16 protein-coding genes are annotated in these 19,951 nt (G+C 71.8%); 13 read left to right on the top strand and 3 right to left on the bottom strand.

The window, feature by feature from the left end; genetic code table 11:
- Positions 1-93 precede the first annotated feature (93 nt).
- A complete protein-coding gene (locus Q7F20_RS12345) occupies positions 94-1,251 on the top strand; it encodes a hypothetical protein (RefSeq protein WP_305740380.1) in 1,158 nt (385 codons plus the stop codon).
- Positions 1,252-1,268: 17 nt separating this feature from the next.
- Here the strand turns inward: Q7F20_RS12345 and Q7F20_RS12340 are convergent, their stop codons facing one another.
- Positions 1,269-2,765, bottom strand: coding sequence for a S1C family serine protease (locus Q7F20_RS12340; RefSeq protein ID WP_305740379.1), 1,497 nt, complete (start codon positions 2,763-2,765; stop codon positions 1,269-1,271).
- A gap of 198 nt (positions 2,766-2,963) precedes the next feature.
- Here Q7F20_RS12340 and Q7F20_RS12335 point away from each other — a divergent pair, with 198 nt between their 5' ends.
- The 5 genes from Q7F20_RS12335 to Q7F20_RS12315 all read left to right on the top strand — a co-directional run bounded on the left by Q7F20_RS12335 (position 2,964) and on the right by Q7F20_RS12315 (position 7,154).
- The gene (locus tag Q7F20_RS12335; protein ID WP_305740378.1) at positions 2,964-3,959 is read left to right on the top strand and encodes an iron ABC transporter permease; all 996 of its coding nucleotides are present in this window, start codon (positions 2,964-2,966) and stop codon (positions 3,957-3,959) included.
- A gap of 38 nt (positions 3,960-3,997) precedes the next feature.
- On the top strand, positions 3,998-5,023 hold the full coding sequence (locus Q7F20_RS12330) for an iron chelate uptake ABC transporter family permease subunit (RefSeq protein WP_305740377.1): 1,026 nt from the start codon (positions 3,998-4,000) through the stop codon (positions 5,021-5,023).
- A gap of 193 nt (positions 5,024-5,216) precedes the next feature.
- Positions 5,217-5,696: an FHA domain-containing protein gene (locus tag Q7F20_RS12325; RefSeq protein WP_305740376.1), complete on the top strand. Its 480-nt coding sequence runs from the start codon at positions 5,217-5,219 to the stop codon at positions 5,694-5,696.
- Complete coding sequence (locus Q7F20_RS12320; protein WP_305740375.1) at positions 5,696-6,400, top strand: MerR family transcriptional regulator; 705 nt, start codon at positions 5,696-5,698, stop codon at positions 6,398-6,400. Before Q7F20_RS12325 ends, Q7F20_RS12320 begins: the two co-directional genes overlap by 1 nt.
- Before the next feature lie 193 nt (positions 6,401-6,593).
- Positions 6,594-7,154 carry a MerR family transcriptional regulator gene (locus tag Q7F20_RS12315; RefSeq protein WP_070418635.1) on the top strand — a complete coding sequence of 187 codons (561 nt, stop codon included), beginning with the start codon at positions 6,594-6,596 and terminating at the stop codon, positions 7,152-7,154.
- A 457-nt stretch (positions 7,155-7,611) separates the two neighbouring features.
- Here Q7F20_RS12315 and Q7F20_RS12310 read toward each other — a convergent pair whose 3' ends face one another.
- Complete coding sequence (locus Q7F20_RS12310; protein WP_305740374.1) at positions 7,612-8,424, bottom strand: ParA family protein; 813 nt, start codon at positions 8,422-8,424, stop codon at positions 7,612-7,614.
- 60 nt (positions 8,425-8,484) lie between these two features.
- Between Q7F20_RS12310 and Q7F20_RS12305 the strand changes: the two genes are divergently transcribed.
- From Q7F20_RS12305 to Q7F20_RS12290, 4 genes are all read left to right on the top strand, one after another.
- The gene (locus Q7F20_RS12305; RefSeq protein WP_305740373.1) at positions 8,485-11,895 is read left to right on the top strand and encodes a pyruvate carboxylase; all 3,411 of its coding nucleotides are present in this window, start codon (positions 8,485-8,487) and stop codon (positions 11,893-11,895) included.
- 1 nt (position 11,896) lies between these two features.
- Positions 11,897-12,400 carry a peptide deformylase gene (locus Q7F20_RS12300; protein ID WP_305740372.1) on the top strand — a complete coding sequence of 168 codons (504 nt, stop codon included), beginning with the start codon at positions 11,897-11,899 and terminating at the stop codon, positions 12,398-12,400.
- Between the two features lie 100 nt (positions 12,401-12,500).
- Complete coding sequence (locus tag Q7F20_RS12295; RefSeq protein ID WP_305740371.1) at positions 12,501-14,426, top strand: hypothetical protein; 1,926 nt, start codon at positions 12,501-12,503, stop codon at positions 14,424-14,426.
- A gap of 110 nt (positions 14,427-14,536) precedes the next feature.
- On the top strand, positions 14,537-14,662 hold the full coding sequence (locus Q7F20_RS12290; RefSeq protein WP_305740370.1) for a hypothetical protein: 126 nt from the start codon (positions 14,537-14,539) through the stop codon (positions 14,660-14,662).
- A gap of 111 nt (positions 14,663-14,773) precedes the next feature.
- Here Q7F20_RS12290 and Q7F20_RS12285 read toward each other — a convergent pair whose 3' ends face one another.
- Positions 14,774-16,618, bottom strand: coding sequence for a long-chain fatty acid--CoA ligase (locus Q7F20_RS12285; protein ID WP_305740369.1), 1,845 nt, complete (start codon positions 16,616-16,618; stop codon positions 14,774-14,776).
- Positions 16,619-16,739: 121 nt separating this feature from the next.
- Between Q7F20_RS12285 and Q7F20_RS12280 the strand changes: the two genes are divergently transcribed.
- From Q7F20_RS12280 to Q7F20_RS12270, 3 genes are all read left to right on the top strand, one after another.
- Positions 16,740-17,693 (top strand): ROK family glucokinase, encoded by a 954-nt coding sequence (locus tag Q7F20_RS12280; RefSeq protein ID WP_070418641.1) that lies wholly within the window; start codon positions 16,740-16,742, stop codon positions 17,691-17,693.
- Between the two features lie 32 nt (positions 17,694-17,725).
- Positions 17,726-18,466 carry a 1-acyl-sn-glycerol-3-phosphate acyltransferase gene (locus tag Q7F20_RS12275; protein WP_305740368.1) on the top strand — a complete coding sequence of 247 codons (741 nt, stop codon included), beginning with the start codon at positions 17,726-17,728 and terminating at the stop codon, positions 18,464-18,466.
- Positions 18,467-18,563: 97 nt separating this feature from the next.
- The gene (locus tag Q7F20_RS12270) at positions 18,564-19,907 is read left to right on the top strand and encodes a class II 3-deoxy-7-phosphoheptulonate synthase (RefSeq protein ID WP_305740381.1); all 1,344 of its coding nucleotides are present in this window, start codon (positions 18,564-18,566) and stop codon (positions 19,905-19,907) included.
- Positions 19,908-19,951: the final 44 nt, after the last annotated feature.

Below are 19,951 nucleotides of genomic sequence, written 5' to 3'. Positions count from 1 at the left end.
GACCCGCGCCCGACCCGCGCCGGCGCCACCGGAAGCGCCGGCGCCCGGCGAGCCGCCACCGCCCCCGCACCGGCCCCGACGTAGCCTCGTGCCATGGCAGTCCCCGTCCCGCTCGGCACCGAGGACCGCACCGCCCGCCTGACCTTCCGCCGCCCCGACGCGTGGCGCCGCGAGGACTCAGCCCAGGCGGACCTGCGCGTCACCGGCGACGACGTCGTGCTCACCGTCCGTTCCCGTCCGAGCGACCGGACCGTAGCCGAGGAGCACACGAGCCTGCTGGAGCGCCTCCCGGGATCGGTCGAGGGACTCCGGCTCATCGGCTCGGACCCCTGGACGTCCGCGGGAGCGCCTGCGCGCCTCGTCGAGTACGTCCGACCGGACGAGGGCGGTGACGTCTCGGGAGCGCACCTGCTCTTCGTCACCGGGCGGCACCGCGTCGACCTCACCATCGAGCGCCCCCTCGCTCGGATGCTCGCCACCGACGACCTCGTGTTCGCGGTGCTCGACGGTGTCCGCGCCACCGAACCCGCACCGTCGCGGGTGCAGCGCGACCTCGAGCCACTGCCGGAGCCCGCGCCCGCAGCCGACCTCGAGGGCACGCACCTCGGCACCGAGTCCCTCGCCACCCTGCGCTCCCTCGCCGGCCGTCGCTGGAACCCCACCCTCCTCCGCACGCCCGCCGGACGCGAGCTCATCGAGTCCGGCCTGGTCGGTCGGCTCGGCACGCTGCCCGAGCCGACGCAGGCGCTCCTCGCACCGTGGGAGGGCGATGCCCAGCCGGTCACCCTGGAACAGCGGCTGCCCGACGGGCGCACCACGCGCCTCCAGGCCTGGTCGGAGACCGTCGTCGACGGGACGGACGAGACGGGCGCGGTGATCGCGCAGCTGCCGGTCGAGCGCGTGGTCGCGCTCGTGGCCGGGAGGCTCGGCATCGGTCCGGCATGGACCTTCCCGTTCCGCACGGGGTCGGTCCGGGCAGACCTGCTCGCGCGCCGGACCTCCGGGACGGACGCGGCTCCCGACCTGCCGGCGGCGATCGCCGAGGCGGACCCGCGGCTCGCGCGGTTCTGGGCGGCCCCGTGGACGGTGTCGTCGCTGCGGCGGCCCGGCAAGCCGAACCCGATCGTGGTCGTGCACGCCGCGGGGCACGGCTTCGCACGCGTCGGACGCACGGAAGCCGGGGAGACCGTCTTCACGACGGACTCCCCGGCGAACGTGTACCGGTCGGTGGTGCGGGCGCTGCTCGGCTGAGGCGCTCCCGCTCCGCGCTACGCGGCGGGGCCGGCGGTGAGCGTGACCGTCACGGTCTTCGCGGCACCGGTGCTGTCGGTGTACCCGACCGTCACCTTGTCCCCGACCGAGTGCGACTGGATCGCCGAGGTCAGCGCGTCCGAGCTCGCCACGGCGGTGCCGTCGATGCTCGTGATCGTGTCACCGGCGGCGAGACCGGCCGACGCGGCACCGGAGCCCTCGACCGTGCCCGCGACCGCGACGCCACCCGTCGAGGCCGTCCCGCTGACCTCGACCCCGAGGAACGCCGGCAGCCCGATCGTGATCGTCGACGAGGACTCGCCCGCCAGGATCTTGTCCGCGATCGACTTCGCCGTGGTGATCGGGATCGCGTACCCGGTGACGTCCGCCGTGCCCGAGGAGGCAGCGGTCGCCATGCCGACGACCTCGCCCTCGCTGTCGAGCACCGGACCGCCGGAGTCGCCCGACACGATGTCGGCCGCGACCTCGATGAGGCCCTGCAGCGACTCGGTGCCCGTACCCGACTCGCTCTGCACCTGGATGTCCTGGTCGGTGGCGGTCACGGTGCCCTCGGCGGCGACGAGGTTGCCCGTGCCCTCGGCGTTGCCGACGTCGGTGACGGTGTCACCCGTGCTCGGCTCGCCGTCGTCGTCGAGCGTCACGGTGGACAGGCCCGACGCGCCTTCGAGCTTGAGGACCGCGACGTCGTGCGTGGCGTCGGTCCCGACGACGTCCGCCTTGTACTCCTTGCCGGTCGTCTCGTCGGTGACCGTGATGCTCGTCGCACCCTGGATCACGTGGTTGTTCGTGAGGACCGTGCCGTTCGAGGTGAGGATCATGCCCGTGCCCGCAGCCTGGGACGATTCGTCGTAGTTGAGCACGGTGTTGATCGTCACGACGCCCTTCTTCTGGGCGCTCGTCGCCGCGGTCGCCGCGGACTCGGTGCTCGTGCCGCTGCTGCCCTCGCTCGACCCGCCGCCGGTGCCGTCGCCCGGCACGGTGAACCCGTTCGTGCCGCTGCCGTCGGACCCGGTGCCGGAACCCGTGCCGGTGTCCGGCAGCGTCGTTCCCTGCGACTGGCTCGAGGTCGTGGTCGTGTGCTGCGAGGACAGCCCGAGCGCGGTCCCGCCCGCGGCACCCACGATCGCCAGCGCCGCGATCCCCGAGCCGATCATGAGCCCGAGCCGACGGGGGCGCTTCGTGGATGCGCCGCCGTGGTTCGCCGTCGCCGTCCAGTGGTTCGCCGTTGCCGCACCGTGCACCCAGCCCTGCTGGAACCCCGGGAGCGACGGGCTGCCGATCAGGAACGGGCCGCGGCCGTCCGGGGTGTAGCCGTACGGGCCGGAGCCGTCGGGCCCGTAGAGGAAGGGGCCGCTCCCGTCGAACGCGTAGGCCGAGCGGAGGGTCGACGGGTCGGCGTGCGGCGCCTCCCACGTCGCCCCGGCCTGCGGCTGCGCGGCGTCGGTGCGAGCGGTGCCGTTCTCGTCGGCGGCGGGGTTCGGGGTCTCGTTCATCGGTGCTCTCCGGTCGTCCATCGGCGACCCGGTCGGGCGTCGATGGGTACGAGTACAGGCCCGGTTCCCATGACGAACCTATGAACGGACCCTGCGGCCGCTCACGGCTTGCTCGGGGGTCGCCGAACGACGTCGTCCGTTAGGGTTGCCTTACTTCCCATGCGTTCGCCGTCGCCCACCCCTCCCGCGCCCAGCTCCGTGTCCCGACTCGTCGGTGCCACCGTGCTGGCGGTGGTCGTCCTCGTCGTGGCCGTGGCGCTGTCGGTGGCCTTCGGCTCCCGCCCGATCCCGCTCGGCACCGTGCTCGACACGGTGCTGCACCCCGGGCGCAACGACGAGATCGGCCTCATCGTGCTCGGCAACCGCGTGCCCCGTACCGTCGTCGGGCTCCTGGCCGGGTCGGCGCTCGGGGTCGCCGGCGCGGTGATGCAGGGCGTCACGCGGAACCCGCTGGCCGACCCGAGCGTCCTCGGCATCAACTCGGGGGCCGCGCTCGCGGTCGTCGCCGGGATCGCGCTCTTCGGCGTCAGCGGCACCGCCGCCTACCTGCCGTTCGCGTTTGTCGGTGCCGCACTCGCCGCGCTCCTCGTGTACGGCATCGCCGCCGTGGCACGACGCGGGCTGTCGCCGGTCGGCCTCGCCCTGTCCGGAGCGGTCGTCGCCGCCGCACTGTCGTCGATCACCACGGCCGTGCTCGTGACGAGCCAGAGCCTGCTCGACCAGCTGCGGTTCTGGCAGGTCGGAGCACTCGCCGGCAAGGACCTCGGCACCGCCGGGGTGATCACGCTCCCGGTGCTCGTCGGGCTCGTCGTCGCGTTCGGCCTCGGCCGGTCGCTCAACACGCTCGCGCTCGGGGACGAGCTCGCCGCGTCGCTCGGCCAGCGCGTCGTGCTCGTGCGTGCCGTCGGGGGAGTCGTCACCGTGCTGCTCGCCGGGTCGGCGGTCGCTGCGGCCGGACCGATCGCGTTCATCGGGCTCGCCGTACCGCACGCCGTCCGTCGACTGAGCGGACCGGACCACCGCTGGACCATCCTGCTGTCGGCCCTCGTCGCCCCGGCGCTCCTGCTCGTGGCCGACGTGATCGGCCGTGTCGTGGCCTACCCGGGCGAGCTGCAGGTCGGCATCGTGACGGCGCTCATCGGTGCCCCGGTGTTCATCTGGCTCGTCCGGTCGAGGGCGGTGAAGGGCCTGTGACCGGCGACGGACGTCCTCTGACCGGCGACGGACGTCCCGTGACCGGGGCCGCACGTCCCGTGACGAGAAGTGGACGTCCCGTGGCGGGCGCCGCTCGGCGTGAGTGGCTCGTGCTCGGTGCCGTCCTCGTCCTGCTCGTCGCCCTCGTGCTCGTCGGCCTCGGCGTCGGCGAGATCCCCCTCTCGCCGCTGCAGGTCGCGGGCGCGCTCGTCGGGCACGGCGACACCGTCTCGGACTTCGTGATCGGCCAGCTCCGCGGTCCCCGGGTCGCGGGAGCGATCCTCGTGGGAGCGTCGCTCGGCGTGGCGGGCGGCATCGTGCAGAGCGTCGTCCGGAACCCCATCGCCAGTCCCGACGTCATCGGCATCACCTCGGGCGCGAGCGCGTCCGGCCTCACCGCGATCGTCCTGTTCGGCGCCAGCGGCGGCACCCTCTTCTCGGTGGTGCTCGTCGGAGCGCTCCTGGTCTCCCTCGTCATCGCCGGACTGGCGTGGCGCCGGGGCATCACGGGCAACCGGGTCGTCCTGGTGGGCATCGGCGTCGCGGCCGTCTGCCTGAGCATCACCGGATGGATGCTCACGAGCGGCACCGTCACCCAGGCCGGTACCGCGCTCCTCTGGCTCTCCGGCAGCCTGAACGCCGTCGACCGGAACCTCGTCGGGGTCCTCGCCGTCGCGTTCGTCGTGCTGATGGCGCTGGCGCTGCTGCAGTCCCCGCGGCTCACCGTGTTGACGCTCGGCGACGAGGTCGCCTCGTCCCTCGGACTCCGGCCGAACCGTGCCAAGGTGCTGCTCCTCCTGACGGCCGTGTGCCTGACCGCGGCCGCCGTCGCCACCGCGGGACCGGTGTCGTTCGTCGCCCTGATGGCCGCTCCCATCGCCCGGAGACTCGTCGGCCGCGGACGCGTCGCCCTTGCACCGACCGCGGCCGTCGGTGCCGCGATCACCCTGGCGAGCGACCTCATCGCCCAGTTCGCGATCCCGGGGAACGCCCTGCCGGTCGGTGTCGTCACGGGGGTCATCGGAGCGCCCTACCTGCTGTGGTTGCTGGCGCGCGGGCGGTGACGGTCGGTCGCGACCACCTGTCGGACCGGAGGCGCGGTGCCAGCCCGCACCGCGCCTCCAGTCCGTCCGTGGGATCCGTGTTGCCGGTACGTTCGCTGTACGCGTTCTGCCGAGTTGTCCCCAGCCCCGTTCGGGGCTGCCGTTCGGCCACTCGTTTCCGATACGCTGGTGCGCCAAGAGGAGGAGGTCCACGATGCCAGAACCAGTGGTCCCGCAGCCCAACGGTCAGAAGACCCCTGAGCAGCGGCTGGTCGACACCACACTGACCTTCAGCATGGACATGGGGGCGGCGCTCACCGCCGAGTCCGGTGTGTCCGCCGAAGAACGTGAAGCGATCAACGCGCTGCCCTCCGGGTCGGCGCTGCTCGTGGTCCGTCGCGGGCCGAACGTCGGTGCGCGGTTCCTCCTCGACTCCGACGTCACGACGGCGGGGCGCCACCCCGACGCGGACATCTTCCTCGACGACGTGACGGTGTCGCGCAAGCACGCGCAGTTCCTCCGCCACGGCACGAGCTTCAGCGTGAAGGACAACGGGTCGCTCAACGGCACGTACTTCGACGGCGTCCGCATCGACGAAGCACTCCTCACCGACGGGTCCGAAGTGCAGGTCGGCAAGTTCCGCCTGACCTTCTACGCCTCCCGGGTCGACCTGGCGCGCCTGGCGACCGCGTAGTGGCCGCACGGTCCGCCGCGGCCCGGGCGGGGTCCGCGGTACCGGACCTGCTCACGATCGGGCAGGTCCTCGCACGCCTCAAGCCGGAGTTCCCGGACCTGTCGAGCTCGAAGCTCCGGTTCCTCGAAGAGCGCGAGCTGGTCACCCCGATCCGGACCGCGAGCGGCTACCGGAAGTTCTCGGCGGCGGACGTCGAGCGACTGCGGATCGTCCTCGGTCTGCAGCGTGACCACTACCTCCCGCTCAAGGTCATCAAGGAGTACCTGGCCGACCTCGATGCCGGGCGCGAGCCGGTTCTGCCCGGCGGCGGCGACGCACCGAAGCCGTCGATCCTCGGGCGCGAACGCCGCCACACCCGCGACGAGACGGTCCGGGCCGCCGGCGCGTCGCCGATGCTCCTCGCCGACGCCGTCTCCGCCTCGCTGCTGCCCGCTGCCGACACGTACGGCGACGACGCCGTCTCGGTGCTCAAGGCCCTCGTCGAACTCCAGCGCACCGGCATCGAACCGCGGCACCTGCGGACGATGCGCAGCGTCGCCGAGCGCGAGGTCGGGCTCATCGAGTCCGCGCTCATGCCGGTGTCCCGGCGCGGTGACGCCACCTCCCGGGCGAAGGCGACCGAGCTCGCCCGTGAGATCGCCGGCCACCTCGAGGTGATCCGGTCGAACCTCATCCGGACGGCGATCGGGCGTCTCGACGCATGACGCGCATGGTGGCCCGTTCCTCCCTGGCCGCTGGTGCGCGTCGGCGGGTGGGGCGTATCCTCGACACGCCGGACGCGCCGAGTCGGATGTCCCGCGCCGGAGCGGTCCGAGTCGCTACCGTGGACCTCGGAACAACTCTCAACCCGTCGTTGAACGTTCAGTTGGGAGCTCGATCGTCGTGGAAGGCAGCCTGATGAGTGGGAACGACACCCCCGGCACCGAGTCGGAGATGACCCGGTACGACCTCGGGCTGCTCTTCACCGACGGCCTGCCCGAGCACGACGAGCAGAACGGGTACCGCGGCACCGTCGCTGCCCGTGCCGCCGGCATCTCCTACCGTCAGCTCGACTACTGGGCCCGCACCGAGCTCGTCGAGCCGACGATCCGCGGGGCCGCCGGCTCGGGGTCCCAGCGGCTGTACGGCTTCCGTGACATCCTCGTGCTCAAGCTCGTGAAGCGTCTGCTCGACACCGGGATCTCCCTGCAGCAGATCCGCACCGCCGTGAACCAGCTGCGCGAGTCCGGCGTCTCGGACCTGGCGCAGACGACGCTCATGTCGGACGGTGCCTCGGTGTACCTCTGCACCTCGGACGACGAGGTCATCGACCTGGTCTCCCGCGGCCAGGGCGTGTTCGGCATCGCGGTCGGCAAGGTCCTGCGCGAGGTCGAGTCGTCGCTCGTCGAGCTCGACGCGACCCCGGCGGCCGACCCCGACGACGAGCTCGCCGCCCGCCGGGCTTCCCGCGCTTCCTAGTCCCGCGCGCGCCCGGCCCGCCGGGCTCGGGCCCGCCACGCCCGCGTCCGCTTGAGTCGCGAGGTCGCACATTCTGCCGCAGGTGTCCGTTTCGGGTGGCACGAGGTCGCACATTCTGCCGCTGGCTTTCGTTTCCAGCGGCCGTTCGTGGGACTTCGGCGGACGTGAGTGGCGCGTTGTGCGACCCACGGTCCGAGTTTCGTGCAGCCCGATCGGCAGAGCTTGGCCGTCGCGTGACGGTGGTGAGGTCGCAGATTCTGCTGTGGCGTCCGTTCGGGCAGGCCTGAGGTCGCACGTTCTGCCGCCTGCGTTCGTTTCCGGCGACACTTCGTGCGACCTCGGCGAACGTGAGCGGCGTGTTGTGCGACCTCGGCGAAGCAGAGCCGGCCAGGCGAGCCAGAGCGGGCCAGGCGAGCCGGCCGCGTGCCAAGCCGGCCGCGCGCCGGCGGTGACCGCCCTAGGCGGCGCCACCCTCGGCGTACGGGCCGATCTTGCCCGTGCGCATGATGCGCTCGAGCAGCTGGTCGAAGTTCCGCGCCATCTCCTGCGCCGACTCGCCCGGCCACACGTGCAGGGGCTTCGCCGCGCCCTGCGCCTGCTGCAGCGAGGTCCGCTCGGGCAGCTGCGGCGAGAGCACGAGCGGGCCGAACATGTCCCGGAGCTCCTTGATGCGGAACTGGTGCTCGAGCGACTGCACGCGGGCACGGTTCACGATGATGCCGAGCGGCTGCAGGCGGGGGGAGAGCCCGCGGCGGATCTCCTCGATCGCTCGGAGGGCACGGTCGGCTGCCGCCACCGAGAAGAGTCCGGGCTCGGTGACGACGGTCACGCGGTCGGACGCCGCCCACGCCGTGCGGGTGAGGGCGTTCAGCGAGGGAGCGCAGTCGATGAGGACGAGGTCGTAGTCCTGCTCGACGTTCGCCAGGGCCTCTTCGAGCTTCCAGATGTCGCGGATCGAGGGGTGCGGCCCGTCGAAGTTGATGGCCGAGGGCGACCCGACCATGACGTCGATCTTGCCCTGGGAGCCCTTCGTCCACCCCGAGGGGGCGATCGCCTGTCGGACGATCTTCTCCTTCGGGTTCTCGAGCACGTCCGCCACGTTGAGGTGGCCGGAGATGTTGATGTCGAGGCCGGTCGAGACGTCCGACTGCGGGTCGAGATCCACCACCAGCGTGCGCAGTCCCTTGGCGAACGCGGCCGAAGTCAGGCCGAGCGTCACCGTCGTCTTGCCGACACCACCCTTGAGGGAGCTCACGCTGAGTACATGCACGGTGAGCAACGTTACCGCCAGTAGGGTTGTCTCACCTCAACCCGGGCTGAAAGGGACCTCGTGTTCAGCAAGATCCTGGTCGCCAACCGTGGCGAGATCGCCATCCGTGCCTTCCGGGCCGCGTACGAGCTGGGGGCGAAGACCGTCGCCGTCTACCCGTACGAGGACCGCAACTCCCTGCACCGCCTCAAGGCGGACGAGGCCTACCTGATCGGGGAGCGCGGACACCCGGTGCGGGCCTACCTGGACGTCTCCGAGATCGTGCGTGTCGCCCGCGAGTCCGGTGCCGACGCGATCTACCCCGGGTACGGCTTCCTGTCCGAGAACCCGGAGCTCGCCGCCGCTGCCGCCGCTGCGGGCATCACGTTCATCGGCCCGGGCGAACACGTGCTCGAGATGGCGGGCAACAAGGTCACCGCGAAGGAGCACGCGATCGCTGCCGGTGTCCCGGTCCTCGCGAGCACGCCGGCGAGCCGCGACATCGAGGAACTGCTGGCCGGCGCCGACGACATCGGGTTCCCGGTGTTCGCGAAGGCCGTCGCCGGCGGGGGCGGCCGCGGCATGCGCCGGGTCGAGACGAAGGCCGAGCTCCGCGCGGCCCTCGAGGAGGCGATGCGCGAGGCCGACAGCGCCTTCGGCGACCCGACGATGTTCCTCGAGCAGGCGGTCATCCGTCCGCGGCACATCGAGGTGCAGATCCTCGCCGACGCCACCGGGACCGACGCGGGCACGATCCACCTCTTCGAGCGCGACTGCTCGGTCCAGCGCCGGAACCAGAAGGTCGTCGAGATCGCACCGGCGCCGAACCTCGACCCGACGATCGCGCAGGCGCTGCACCGCGACGCCGTCGCCTTCGCCCGGTCGATCGGGTACGTCAACGCCGGCACGGTCGAGTTCCTCCTCGACACCGAGGGCGAGCGAGCCGGCCAGCACGTCTTCATCGAGATGAACCCGCGCATCCAGGTCGAGCACACCGTCACCGAAGAGGTCACCGACGTCGACCTCGTCCAGTCGCAGATGCGCATCGCCGCCGGGCAGACCCTCGCCGACCTGGGCCTGTCGCAGGACACCGTCAGCGTGCACGGCGCCGCACTCCAGACGCGCATCACCACCGAGGACCCGACGCAGGGCTTCCGTCCCGACACGGGCAGGATCACGACCTACCGGAGCCCGGGCGGCGCCGGCGTCCGGCTCGACGGCGGCACCGTCGCGACCGGCGCCCAGATCAGCCCGCACTTCGACTCGATGCTCGCGAAGATGACCTGCCGCGGTCGCGACTTCCCGGCGGCGGTGGCCCGGGCGAAGCGTGCACTCGCCGAGTTCCGCATCCGGGGTGTGTCGACGAACATCCCGTTCCTGCAGGCCGTGCTCGAGGACCCCGACTTCGACCGTGGGGACATCTCGACGAAGTTCATCGAGGAGCGCCCGCAGCTCTTCGGCGGCCACGTCTCGAAGGACCGCGGCACGAAGGTGCTGAACTGGCTCGCTGAAGTCACCGTCAACAAACCGAACGGCGAGCGTCGTCCGCAGACCGTCGAGCCGAGCGAGAAGCTGCCGGTCGTCGACCTGACGAGCCCACCGCCGCTCGGTCAACGCGATCGGTTGCGCGAGATCGGCCCGACCGAGTGGGCGAAGGCCCTCCGCGCCCAGACCGAGCTCGCCGTCACCGAGACCACCATGCGGGACGCCCACCAGTCGCTCCTCGCGACGCGTGTCCGCACGAAGGACCTCGTCGCGGTCGCCCCGTACGTCGCCCGGCTCACGCCCCAGCTGCTCAGCGTCGAGGCCTGGGGCGGCGCCACCTACGACGTCGCGCTCCGCTTCCTGGGCGAGGACCCGTGGGAGCGGCTCGCCGCACTCCGCGAGGCGATGCCGAACATCCCGATCCAGATGCTGCTCCGCGGCCGCAACACCGTCGGCTACACGCCGTACCCGACCGAGGTGACGGACGCGTTCGTGGCCGAGGCCGCCGCGACGGGCGTCGACGTGTTCCGCGTGTTCGACGCGCTCAACGACGTCGACCAGCTGCGCCCGGCCCTGGAGGCGGTGCTCGCCACCGACACGGCCGTCGCCGAAGCGGCGCTCTGCTACACCGCCGACCTCCTCGACCCGTCCGAGGACCTCTACACGCTCGACTACTACCTCCGCCTCGCGGAGCAGATGGTCGAGGCTGGCGCGCACGTCATCGGCATCAAGGACATGGCCGGCCTGCTCCGTGCCGGCGCGGCCGAGCGGCTCGTCACCGCACTGCGGGAGCGCTTCGACCTGCCGGTGCACGTGCACACGCACGACACCGCCGGCGGACAGCTCGCGACGCTCCTCGCGGCCGCCCGTGCCGGTGCCGACGCGGTGGACGTCGCCGCTGCGCCGATGGCCGGCACGACCAGCCAGCCGAGCATGTCGGCGCTCGTCGCGGCGCTGGCGCACACCGAGCGCGACACCGGGCTCTCGCTCGGCGCGGTCGGCGACCTCGAGCCGTACTGGGAGGCGGTGCGTCGCGCGTACGCCCCGTTCGAGTCCGGCCTGCCGGGTCCGACCGGGCGCGTGTACCGGCACGAGATCCCGGGCGGTCAGCTCTCGAACCTCCGCCAGCAGGCCATCGCCCTCGGACTCGGCGACCGCTTCGAGCAGGTCGAGGACTGGTACGCCGAGGCGAACCGGATCCTCGGTCGTCCGACGAAGGTGACGCCGTCGTCCAAGGTCGTCGGTGACCTCGCACTGCAGCTGGCAGCGGTGGACGCCGACCCCGTCGACTTCGAGCAGAACCCGCAGAAGTACGACATCCCGGAGTCCGTCGTCGGCTTCATGGCCGGTGAGCTCGGCGACCTGCCCGGTGGCTGGCCCGAGCCCTTCCGGTCGAAGGTCCTCGCGGGCCGCGACGTCCGGCTCGAGATCACCTCGGTGCCCGACGCTGAGCGGGCGCACCTCGACGCCCCCGGTCCCGAGCGTCGACAGGCCCTCAACCGGCTGCTCTTCCCGCAGCCGACGCAGCAGTTCGAGCGCGTCCGCGAGCAGTACGGCGACCTGTCCGTCGTCCCGACCGTCGACTACCTGTACGGTCTGCGCCCCGAGCAGGAGCACGTCGTGCCGCTCGGCAAGGGCGTGGACCTGTTCGTCGGGCTCGAGGCCATCGGCGAGGCCGACGCTCGCGGCGTCCGGACGGTCATGGCGACCCTGAACGGACAGCTCCGCCCGGTGTACGTCCGCGACCGGTCGATCGAGGTCGAGACGAAGGCCGCCGAGCAGGCGGACAAGACCGACCCGAAGCACGTCGCGGCACCGTTCTCCGGTGTCGTGACGCTCAAGGTCGCCGTCGGTGACGTCGTCGAGGCCGGTCAGGCCGTGGCGAGCATCGAGGCGATGAAGATGGAAGCGGCCATCACGGCACCCGTCGCGGGGACCGTCGGCCGTCTCGCGATCCCGGCGACCCAGCAGGTGGACGCCGGCGACCTCCTGGTGGTGCTGCAGTAAATTGACCGTCCGTCCCATCCGCCTGTTCGGCGACCCCGTCCTCCGGTCCCCGGCCGACCCGATCCGCCCCGAGGCCCTGGGCACCCAGGGCATCCGCGACCTCGTGCAGGACCTCATCGACACCGTCAAGGAGCCCGGCCGCGCCGGTGTCGCCGCTCCCCAGATCGGCGTCGGGGTGCGCGCGTTCTCGTACAACGTCGACGGCGAGGTCGGTTACGTGCTGAACCCCGAGATCGTCGAGGTCGGCGGCGAGCCCGAGCTCATGGACGAAGGGTGCCTGTCGGTGCCCGGGCTGTCCTACCCGACCCGGCGCTCCCCGTACGCCAAGGTCCGCGGCGTCGACGTCGACGGGGCCGAGGTCGTGCTCGAGGGCACCGGGCTCATGGCCGAGGCGCTCCAGCACGAGGTCGACCACCTCGACGGCACCGTGTACGTCATGACGCTCGATCCGGAGATCCGCCGCCAGGCGCTCCGCGACATCCGCGCGCAGGACTGGTTCCACTAGTCCTCCGAAGTGCCCACCCTCGGTCGGGCGGCACCCTGACTCGGGGGAGAGGTGTGTCCGAGCCCTGGGTACGGTGGCCTGCGTCGAGCAGGGGAGCACCATGACACAGGGACGAGTCCGCCGCGGCGTCGCCGCGATCCTCGGCGTCCTCGCCGTCGCCACGGCCACCGCAGTCGGCCCGGCCACCACGGCCACGGCCGGAGCGGCCACCGCGAGCACGCCCCCGGCGGCCACGGCCGGAGCGACCACGGCGACCGCGGCCACCGCGACCATCCCGACCTACACCGAGTCGCCCGACTACGCGACCGAGACCTTCGGCGACCCCTGGGACTACAGCAACACCGCCGACCAGAACACGGACCGCGTCGGCTACGGCCGCTACTCGATCACCAAGGGCCACCTGGTCGGCACCCTTGAGCGCTCCACCTACTTCTCACCCGTCGAGACCATGCCCGGCACGCTGCCCTACGGACGCGACGGCGCGCTCCACCCGATCGACACCAAGCGCTACACGCACCTCTCGGTGTCGATGGACCAGCCGTACGCCGGCCGACAGATCGCGATCAGCTGGTTCACCTGCCCCGAACGATCGCTCAGCTGCATGGGCGGAGTGACCGCACCGGTGCAGAAGGGGAACCACGTCGTGGACGTCGACCTCACCGGTCGGTCCGTCATGGGCGGCCACGTCCCCTGGACCGGTTCGAAGCCGACGCTGCTCCGTGTGCAGCCGATCGTCGTCCACACCGGCGAGCACCCCAGCGGGAAGGTCAGCATCGACTGGACCCGGCTGCACGGCGGGTCCACCCCGCAGGACGCCCTGCCCGCCGGCGACTACGGCTCGTTCCGTGTCGTCGCCCGACCGATCGCGGTCGTCGACAGCCCGAACCCCGACCAGGGCAAGGACCTCGCGGCCGTGCAGCGCGGGCGCTCCTGGGTCCTGACGAACGGTGTCGCGGGTCGAGGGGTCACCCTGAAGAACGCGCGCTTCCGCAGCTGGAGCTCCGTCGGCCTGACGGCGCAGAACGCCGGCCCGATCGTCCGCGACCCCGAGGTGGTGTTCCCGGTGTCCGCGTTCGACGGCAAGCAGTACCACTGGCTGTCGTGGTCGATGACGTACGACGGCGCCTACGACCTCCGCAACGCCCCCGGCGGCGGGAAGATGGCGCGCCTGGTGTGGTCGGTCCGCGGCGCGAAGGGCCTGCAGGTCAGCAACGACGTCCTCACCTTCTCCGGTGCGAACGCCACCCCGGCCGGACCGAACGAGTCCGGCGAGAACCGCATCGACCTCGCGGCCCGGAACCCGCTCGACGAGACGATGCCGAAGGGCAGCCCCGGCTGGAAGCAGGTCGTCACGAGCCTGCGGTGGGACCCGAACGAGGACCGCGGCGCCGCCGTCTGGCACCTCAAGTCGTTCCACCTCCGCGCGGACCCGGCAGCGAGCGGGTGGACACGCATCGGCTTCCACGACGCCGCCTGGACCGCAGGGACCACCGCGAAGGTCACCGTGACGCGCGACGGCACCACGACGAAGCGTGTGCTGGTGGACGGTGCGGCCGTTGTGAAGGGTGCGAACAGCGTGCCGTTCGTGCTCGGAACGCTGCCGGCGGGGAGCTACCACGCGACCGTGACCCTCCGGCACCCGGACGGCTCGACCGCCACGAGCACCTCCGCGGCACCCGTCCGGATGTCGGCAGCGCCGGTGGGCTCCCACGACCCCCGGGGCCACGACCAGGCGCCCACGGTCACCGCGACGGGTGTCACGGCGGCCGGCTGGGCCTACGACCCGGACACGACCCGCCCGGTGACGATCCGTGTCACCGAGTCCGGTCGGGTCCTCGCGACCGGCTCGACCGGCATCACCCGGACCGACGTCCGGAAGGTGCACCCGGACGCGCCACCGGCCTCCGGCTACCGCCTCGCGGTCCCGTTGGCGAGCGGCTCGCACACCCTCTGCACGACCGCGGTCGGGACGGGCTCGGGCATGCCCGAGGCCGATCTCGGGTGCCGCGCCGTTCGCGTTCCGTGAACGTCGGCATGACACCCCAACGCGGGATTGTTCCTTTGTCCTGACGAAGAGGTACCGTATCGCCGTCGGCTTCCCACCGACACCGTTTCCCACACCCCCAGGACACCCCCATGACCGCACAGGACGACGAGCTCAGCTCGCACCGCACCCGAACCAACCGCCGCCCCGCCGAGGTCCCCGTCACGACCTCGTCGACGGCCGTCCTCGACGCGCCGGAGCCGCAGCAGGAACGCTGAACGCGCAGGCGGACGCGACCACGGGTCGCGCCCCGCGCGCAGGGTGACGCACAGGAGGCGCGGTGCCGGTCCACGAGACCGGTGCCGCGCCTCCTGGCATGCGTCGCGGACCTAGACCCGGCGTCGGCGACCCTCGACGACGGGCGTCGCGGTGGTCTGCACCTTCGACCCCGAGTAGATGTGCTCGACGTCGGCGGCGAAGTCCTTCAAGACGACCGCCCGCTTGATCGTGAGCTTCGGCGTGAGGTGCCCCGACGCCTCGGTGAGCTCGGTGTCGAGCACCGTGAACGACCGCACGGACTCGGCGCGCGAGACGCGCTGGTTGGCGGCGTCGATGGCTTCCTGCACGGCCTGGTGGACGCGGTCGTCGTACGCGGCCTCGTGCGCGCTGAGTGCCGGTGTGATCCCGCGGGCCTCGCACCAGCCGGGGAGCATGTCCCGGTCGAGCGTGACGAGGGCGGCGACGAAGGGCTTGCCCTCGCCGACGACGACGACCTGGCCGACGAGCGGGTGCTCGCGGATGCCGTCCTCGAGCGGGGCTGGCGCGACGTTCTTGCCGCTGGCGGTCACGATGAGCTCCTTGGCACGGCCGGTCACGGTGAGCACGCCGTCCGGGTCGAGCCGGCCGAGGTCACCGGTCCGGAACCACCCGTCCACCAGGGCCTTCGCGGTGGCCTCGTCGTTGTGCCAGTAGCGGTCGAAGACGTCGACACCGCGGATGAGGATCTCGTCGTCCTCGGCGATCCGGACCTCGACGCCGGGGAGTGCGCGTCCGACGGTGCCGATGCGGAGCTCACCGGCGCGGTTCACGGTCGCCGGCGCGGTGGTCTCGGTGAGGCCGTACCCCTCGAGGATGAGCACCCCGATCGACCGGAAGAAGTGCGACAGGCGCGGGGAGAGCGGTGCGGAACCGCTCACGGCGTAGCGGACGCGTCCGCCCATCGCGTCGCGGAGCTTGGCGTAGACGAGCCGGTCGAAGAGCCTGAACCGGAGGGCGAGGCCGAGGGGCACCTTGCCCGCCGCGAGGGCCTCGGAGTGTGCGACGGCGGTCCTCGCGGCCGCACGGAAGATGCGCCCCTTGCCGCCGAGGTCGGCCTTCTGCTCGGCGGAGTTGTAGATCTTCTCGAACACGCGCGGGACCGCGAGCAGGAACGACGGCTTGAACGTCGAGACAGCGTGCATGAGGTCCTTCGTGTCCGGCTCGTGGCCGACCAGGACGCCGGCGGAGACGGACATCACCGCGATGAAGCGCGCGAAGACGTGGGCCATCGGGATGAACAGCAGCGTCGAGGCGTCGTCGGCGACGACCTCGGGCATCGCCTCGGAGGCACCCTCGACGGTCGCGGTGAAGTTGTCGTGCCGGAGCACGCACCCCTTCGGCCGGCCGGTCGTGCCCGACGTGTAGATGATCGTGGCGTCGTCGTGGCCGTGCACGTCGACGGTGCGGGCGTCGAGCTCGGCGTCGGTGACGTCCTCGCCGAGACGGACGAGGTCGTCGAGTCCGCCGCCGTCGATGGTCCAGTGCTGGCCGAGGTGGGGCAGGTCGGGGGCGATCGAGGCGACGCGGCGGGCGTGCTCCTCCTGCTCGACGACGATCGCGACGGCCTCGGAGTCGGAGAGGATCCAGCGGACCTGGTCGGGGGAGCTGGTCTCGTAGACCGGGACCGAGACGAGACCGGCGGTCCACACCGCGAAGTCGACGAGGGTCCACTCGAGGCGGGTGCGCGACAGGATCGCCACGTGGGCGCCCGGTTCGAGGCCCGCGGCGACGAAGCCCTTCGCGATCCCGCGGACCCGACGCTCGACGTCGGCCGCGCTGATCGGGGTCCAGGTGTCGCCGCGGCGCTCGGCGAGGATCGGACGGTCCGGCGTCGCCCGCGCCCGCTCGGAGAGCAGTCGCGCCGCCGAACCGTGGTCGGGTGCGGTGATCGGGGTTGGGTGCCGCTGATCGTTCACGGTGACTCCCTTGTCGGCCGGTTCGATTCGAGTCCGCCTCATCGTCGAGGCGACACCGCCAGCATAGGGCGCGACGTCGTGCGTTCCGTGTGCACGCAGGGAACCGGTAGGCTCGTTCCTCGTGCACGCCATCGGAATCGACATCGGGGGCACCAAGATCGCGGGTGCGGTCGTCACGGAACTGGGCGAGATCGTCGCCGAGGACCGGGTGGCCACCAACGCTGCGGACCCGGACGCCATGCTGGACGACGTCGTCGCGATGGTCTCGCGACTGCGCGCCGCGAACGAGGTCAGCGCCGTCGGCGTCGCCGCTCCGGGGTTCATCGACGCCTCGCAGTCGATCGTCTACTACACGCCGAACATCCGGTGGCGGAACGAGCCGCTGCGCCAGAAGCTGCAGCAGCGCATCGGCGACCTGCACATCACCGTCGACAACGACGCCAACGCGGCGGGCTGGGCGGAGTTCCGCTTCGGTGCCGGTCGGCTCGTGTCCGACATGACGATGCTGACGATCGGCACCGGCGTCGGCGGCGCGATCGTGACCGAGGACCGCCTCTTCCGCGGCGGCTTCGGCACCGGTGGTGAGATCGGCCACCTCCGCATCGTGCCGAACGGCCTGCCGTGCGGCTGCGGGGCCCGTGGCTGCATCGAGCAGTACGGCTCCGGCCGTGCCCTGCAGCGCATGGCCAACGACGTCGCGGACGCCGGCGGCATCGGTTCCGCACTCGCCGACGCGCGTGCGGCCAACGGCGGTGAGCTCGACGGCCACATCGTCGGTGACCTCATCCTGGCCGACGACCCGGGTGCCCTCGCTGCCCTGCGGCGGCTCGGGCGGCACCTCGGCGAGGCCTGCGCCTCGCTGTCCGCCGTGCTCGACCCGCAGCTCTTCGTGTTCGGCGGCGGCGTCGCGAGCGCGGGGGACCGGCTGCTCGACCCGATCAAGCAGGCGTACCTCAACAACCTGCCGGCCCGCGGCTACCACCCGGAGCCGGACTTCGTGATCGCCGAACTCGTCAACGACGCCGGTGTCGTCGGCGCGGCCGACCTGGCTCGGATCCACGCCCGCACGGCGTAGGGTCGCACCACCCCACCGTCTCGGAGTCGACGATGACCTACTGGCTGCTGAAGAACTTCCTGCTCGGGCCGCTCATCCTCACGCTCTTCCGGCCGTGGGTCGTCGGCCGTGAGCACGTCCCCACGTCGGGTCCGGTGATCTTCGCGTCCAACCACATCTCCTTCATCGACTCGGTGATCCTGCCGGCCGTGCTCGACCGGCGGCTCTCCTTCCTGGCGAAGAGCGACTACTTCACGGGGCGCGGCCTCAAGGGCTGGGCGACGAAGACCTTCTTCAACGCCATCGGTCAGCTCCCCATCGACCGGTCCGGCGGCAAGGCGTCCGAGGCGTCGCTCCGCACCGGCCTGCAGGTCCTCGCACGGGGCGAGCAGCTCGGCATCTACCCCGAGGGCACCCGCAGCCCCGACGGCAAGCTCTACCGCGGGCGGACCGGCATCGCGCGCATGATCCTCGAGGGGCGCGTCACGGTCGTCCCCGTCGCCATGGTCGGCACGCGCGAGGTGCAGCAGATCGGGCAGCGCTTCCCGAAGTTCAAGCGCGTGGGCGTCGTCTTCGGCAAGCCGCTCGACTTCTCGCGGTTCGAGGGGTTCGAGACCGACCGCTTCATCCTCCGCAGCGTCACCGACGAGGTCATGCACGAGCTCGCCGGGCTGAGCCGTCAGGAGTACGTCGACGTCTACGCGACGAGCGTCAAGGAGCGTGCGAGCACGGCGCGCGAGCAGGTCCTCCGCGGCAAGGTCACGCGGAATGGGCGGGGCGCCTCGGCACGTTAGGATTCGATGGTTCCGGCATCCGCCCGGACGACCATCCCTTCGAGAGGTACCACCCTTGTTCGAGTCGACCGACTTCGTCGCCCTGCAGGATCCGGACGTGATCGAGGGCCTCGACTATTGGCGGACGCTCCCGATCAAGCAGCAGCCGGCGTGGCCGGACCCCAGCGCGGCCGAGGCCGCCTCGGCCGAGATCGCCACGCTGCCCCCGCTCGTCTTCGCGGGTGAGGTCGACAAGCTGCGCGAGCGGCTCGCGTCGGCCGCCCAGGGCAAGGCGTTCCTGTTGCAGGGCGGCGACTGCGCCGAGACCTTCGCCGGCGCGACGGCGGACTCGATCCGCGACCGCGTGAAGACCATCCTCCAGATGGCCGTCGTGCTCACCTACGGTGCGTCGATGCCCGTCATCAAGATGGGCCGCATGGCGGGGCAGTTCGCCAAGCCGCGCTCGAGCGATTTCGAGACGCGTGGCGACGTGACGCTGCCCGCGTACCGCGGCGACATCGTGAACGGCTACGACTTCACGCCGGAGAGCCGGCAGGCCGACCCCCGTCGCCTCGTGCAGGGCTACCACACGGCCGCGTCGACCCTGAACCTCGTCCGCGCCTTCACCCAGGGCGGGTTCGCCGACCTGCGCCAGGTGCACTCGTGGAACAAGGGCTTCGCGTCGAATCCGGCGAACGCCCGGTACGAGCACCTCGCGAAGGAGATCGACCGCGCGATCCGCTTCATGGACGCCTGCGGTGCCGACTTCGACGAGCTGAAGCACGTCGAGTTCTACGCCTCGCACGAGGGGCTGCTCATGGACTACGAGCGCCCCATGACGCGGATCGACTCGCGCTCCGGCCTGGCGTACGACACCTCCGGGCACTTCATCTGGATCGGTGAGCGCACCCGCGACATCGACGGCGCCCACGTGGACTTCCTGTCCCGCGTGCGGAACCCGATCGGCGTCAAGCTCGGCCCGACCACCTCGGTCGACGACATGAAGGCCCTGGTCGACAAGCTCGACCCGAACCGCGAGCCGGGTCGCCTGACGTTCATCACCCGCATGGGCGCCGGGAAGATCCGCGACGAGCTGCCGAAGCTGCTCGAGGCGATCAAGGGCATGGACGCCAACCCGCTGTGGGTGACGGACCCGATGCACGGCAACGGCCTGACCACGCCGACCGGGTACAAGACCCGCCGGTTCGACGACGTCGTAGACGAGGTCCTCGGCTTCTTCGAGGCCCACCGCGAGGTCGGCACGTACCCGGGCGGCATGCACGTCGAGCTCACCGGTGACGACGTCACGGAGTGCCTGGGTGGCTCGGAGCAGATCGACGAGGCCACGCTGGCGACCCGGTACGAGTCCCTGTGCGACCCGCGGCTGAACCACATGCAGTCGCTCGAGCTGGCGTTCCTCGTCGCCGAGGAGCTCGGGGCGCACCCGCACGTGCGCGCGTAGCGCGGCGCGCGGTCGCTGCGGCGGCTGCGCTGCGCGGCGGCGGC

It is taken from the genome of Curtobacterium sp. A7_M15, from assembly GCF_030705415.1.
Taxonomy (GTDB): Bacteria; Actinomycetota; Actinomycetes; order Actinomycetales; family Microbacteriaceae; genus Curtobacterium.
This window is presented reverse-complemented; position numbering and strand designations above follow the sequence as displayed.

What these genes read in the sequence shown, in the direction of transcription:
- Q7F20_RS12275 (WP_305740368.1), top strand. Translation starts at nt 17,726, where the DNA reads ATGACCTACTGGCTGCTGAAGAACTTCCTGCTCGGGCCGCTCATCCTC.
- Q7F20_RS12290 (WP_305740370.1), top strand. Translation starts at nt 14,537, where the DNA reads ATGACCGCACAGGACGACGAGCTCAGCTCGCACCGCACCCGAACCAAC.
- Q7F20_RS12295 (WP_305740371.1), top strand. Translation starts at nt 12,501, where the DNA reads ATGACACAGGGACGAGTCCGCCGCGGCGTCGCCGCGATCCTCGGCGTC.
- Q7F20_RS12315 (WP_070418635.1), top strand. Translation starts at nt 6,594, where the DNA reads ATGAGTGGGAACGACACCCCCGGCACCGAGTCGGAGATGACCCGGTAC.
- Q7F20_RS12340 (WP_305740379.1), bottom strand. Translation starts at nt 2,765, where the DNA reads ATGAACGAGACCCCGAACCCCGCCGCCGACGAGAACGGCACCGCTCGC.
- Q7F20_RS12345 (WP_305740380.1), top strand. Translation starts at nt 94, where the DNA reads ATGGCAGTCCCCGTCCCGCTCGGCACCGAGGACCGCACCGCCCGCCTG.
- Q7F20_RS12325 (WP_305740376.1), top strand. Translation starts at nt 5,217, where the DNA reads ATGCCAGAACCAGTGGTCCCGCAGCCCAACGGTCAGAAGACCCCTGAG.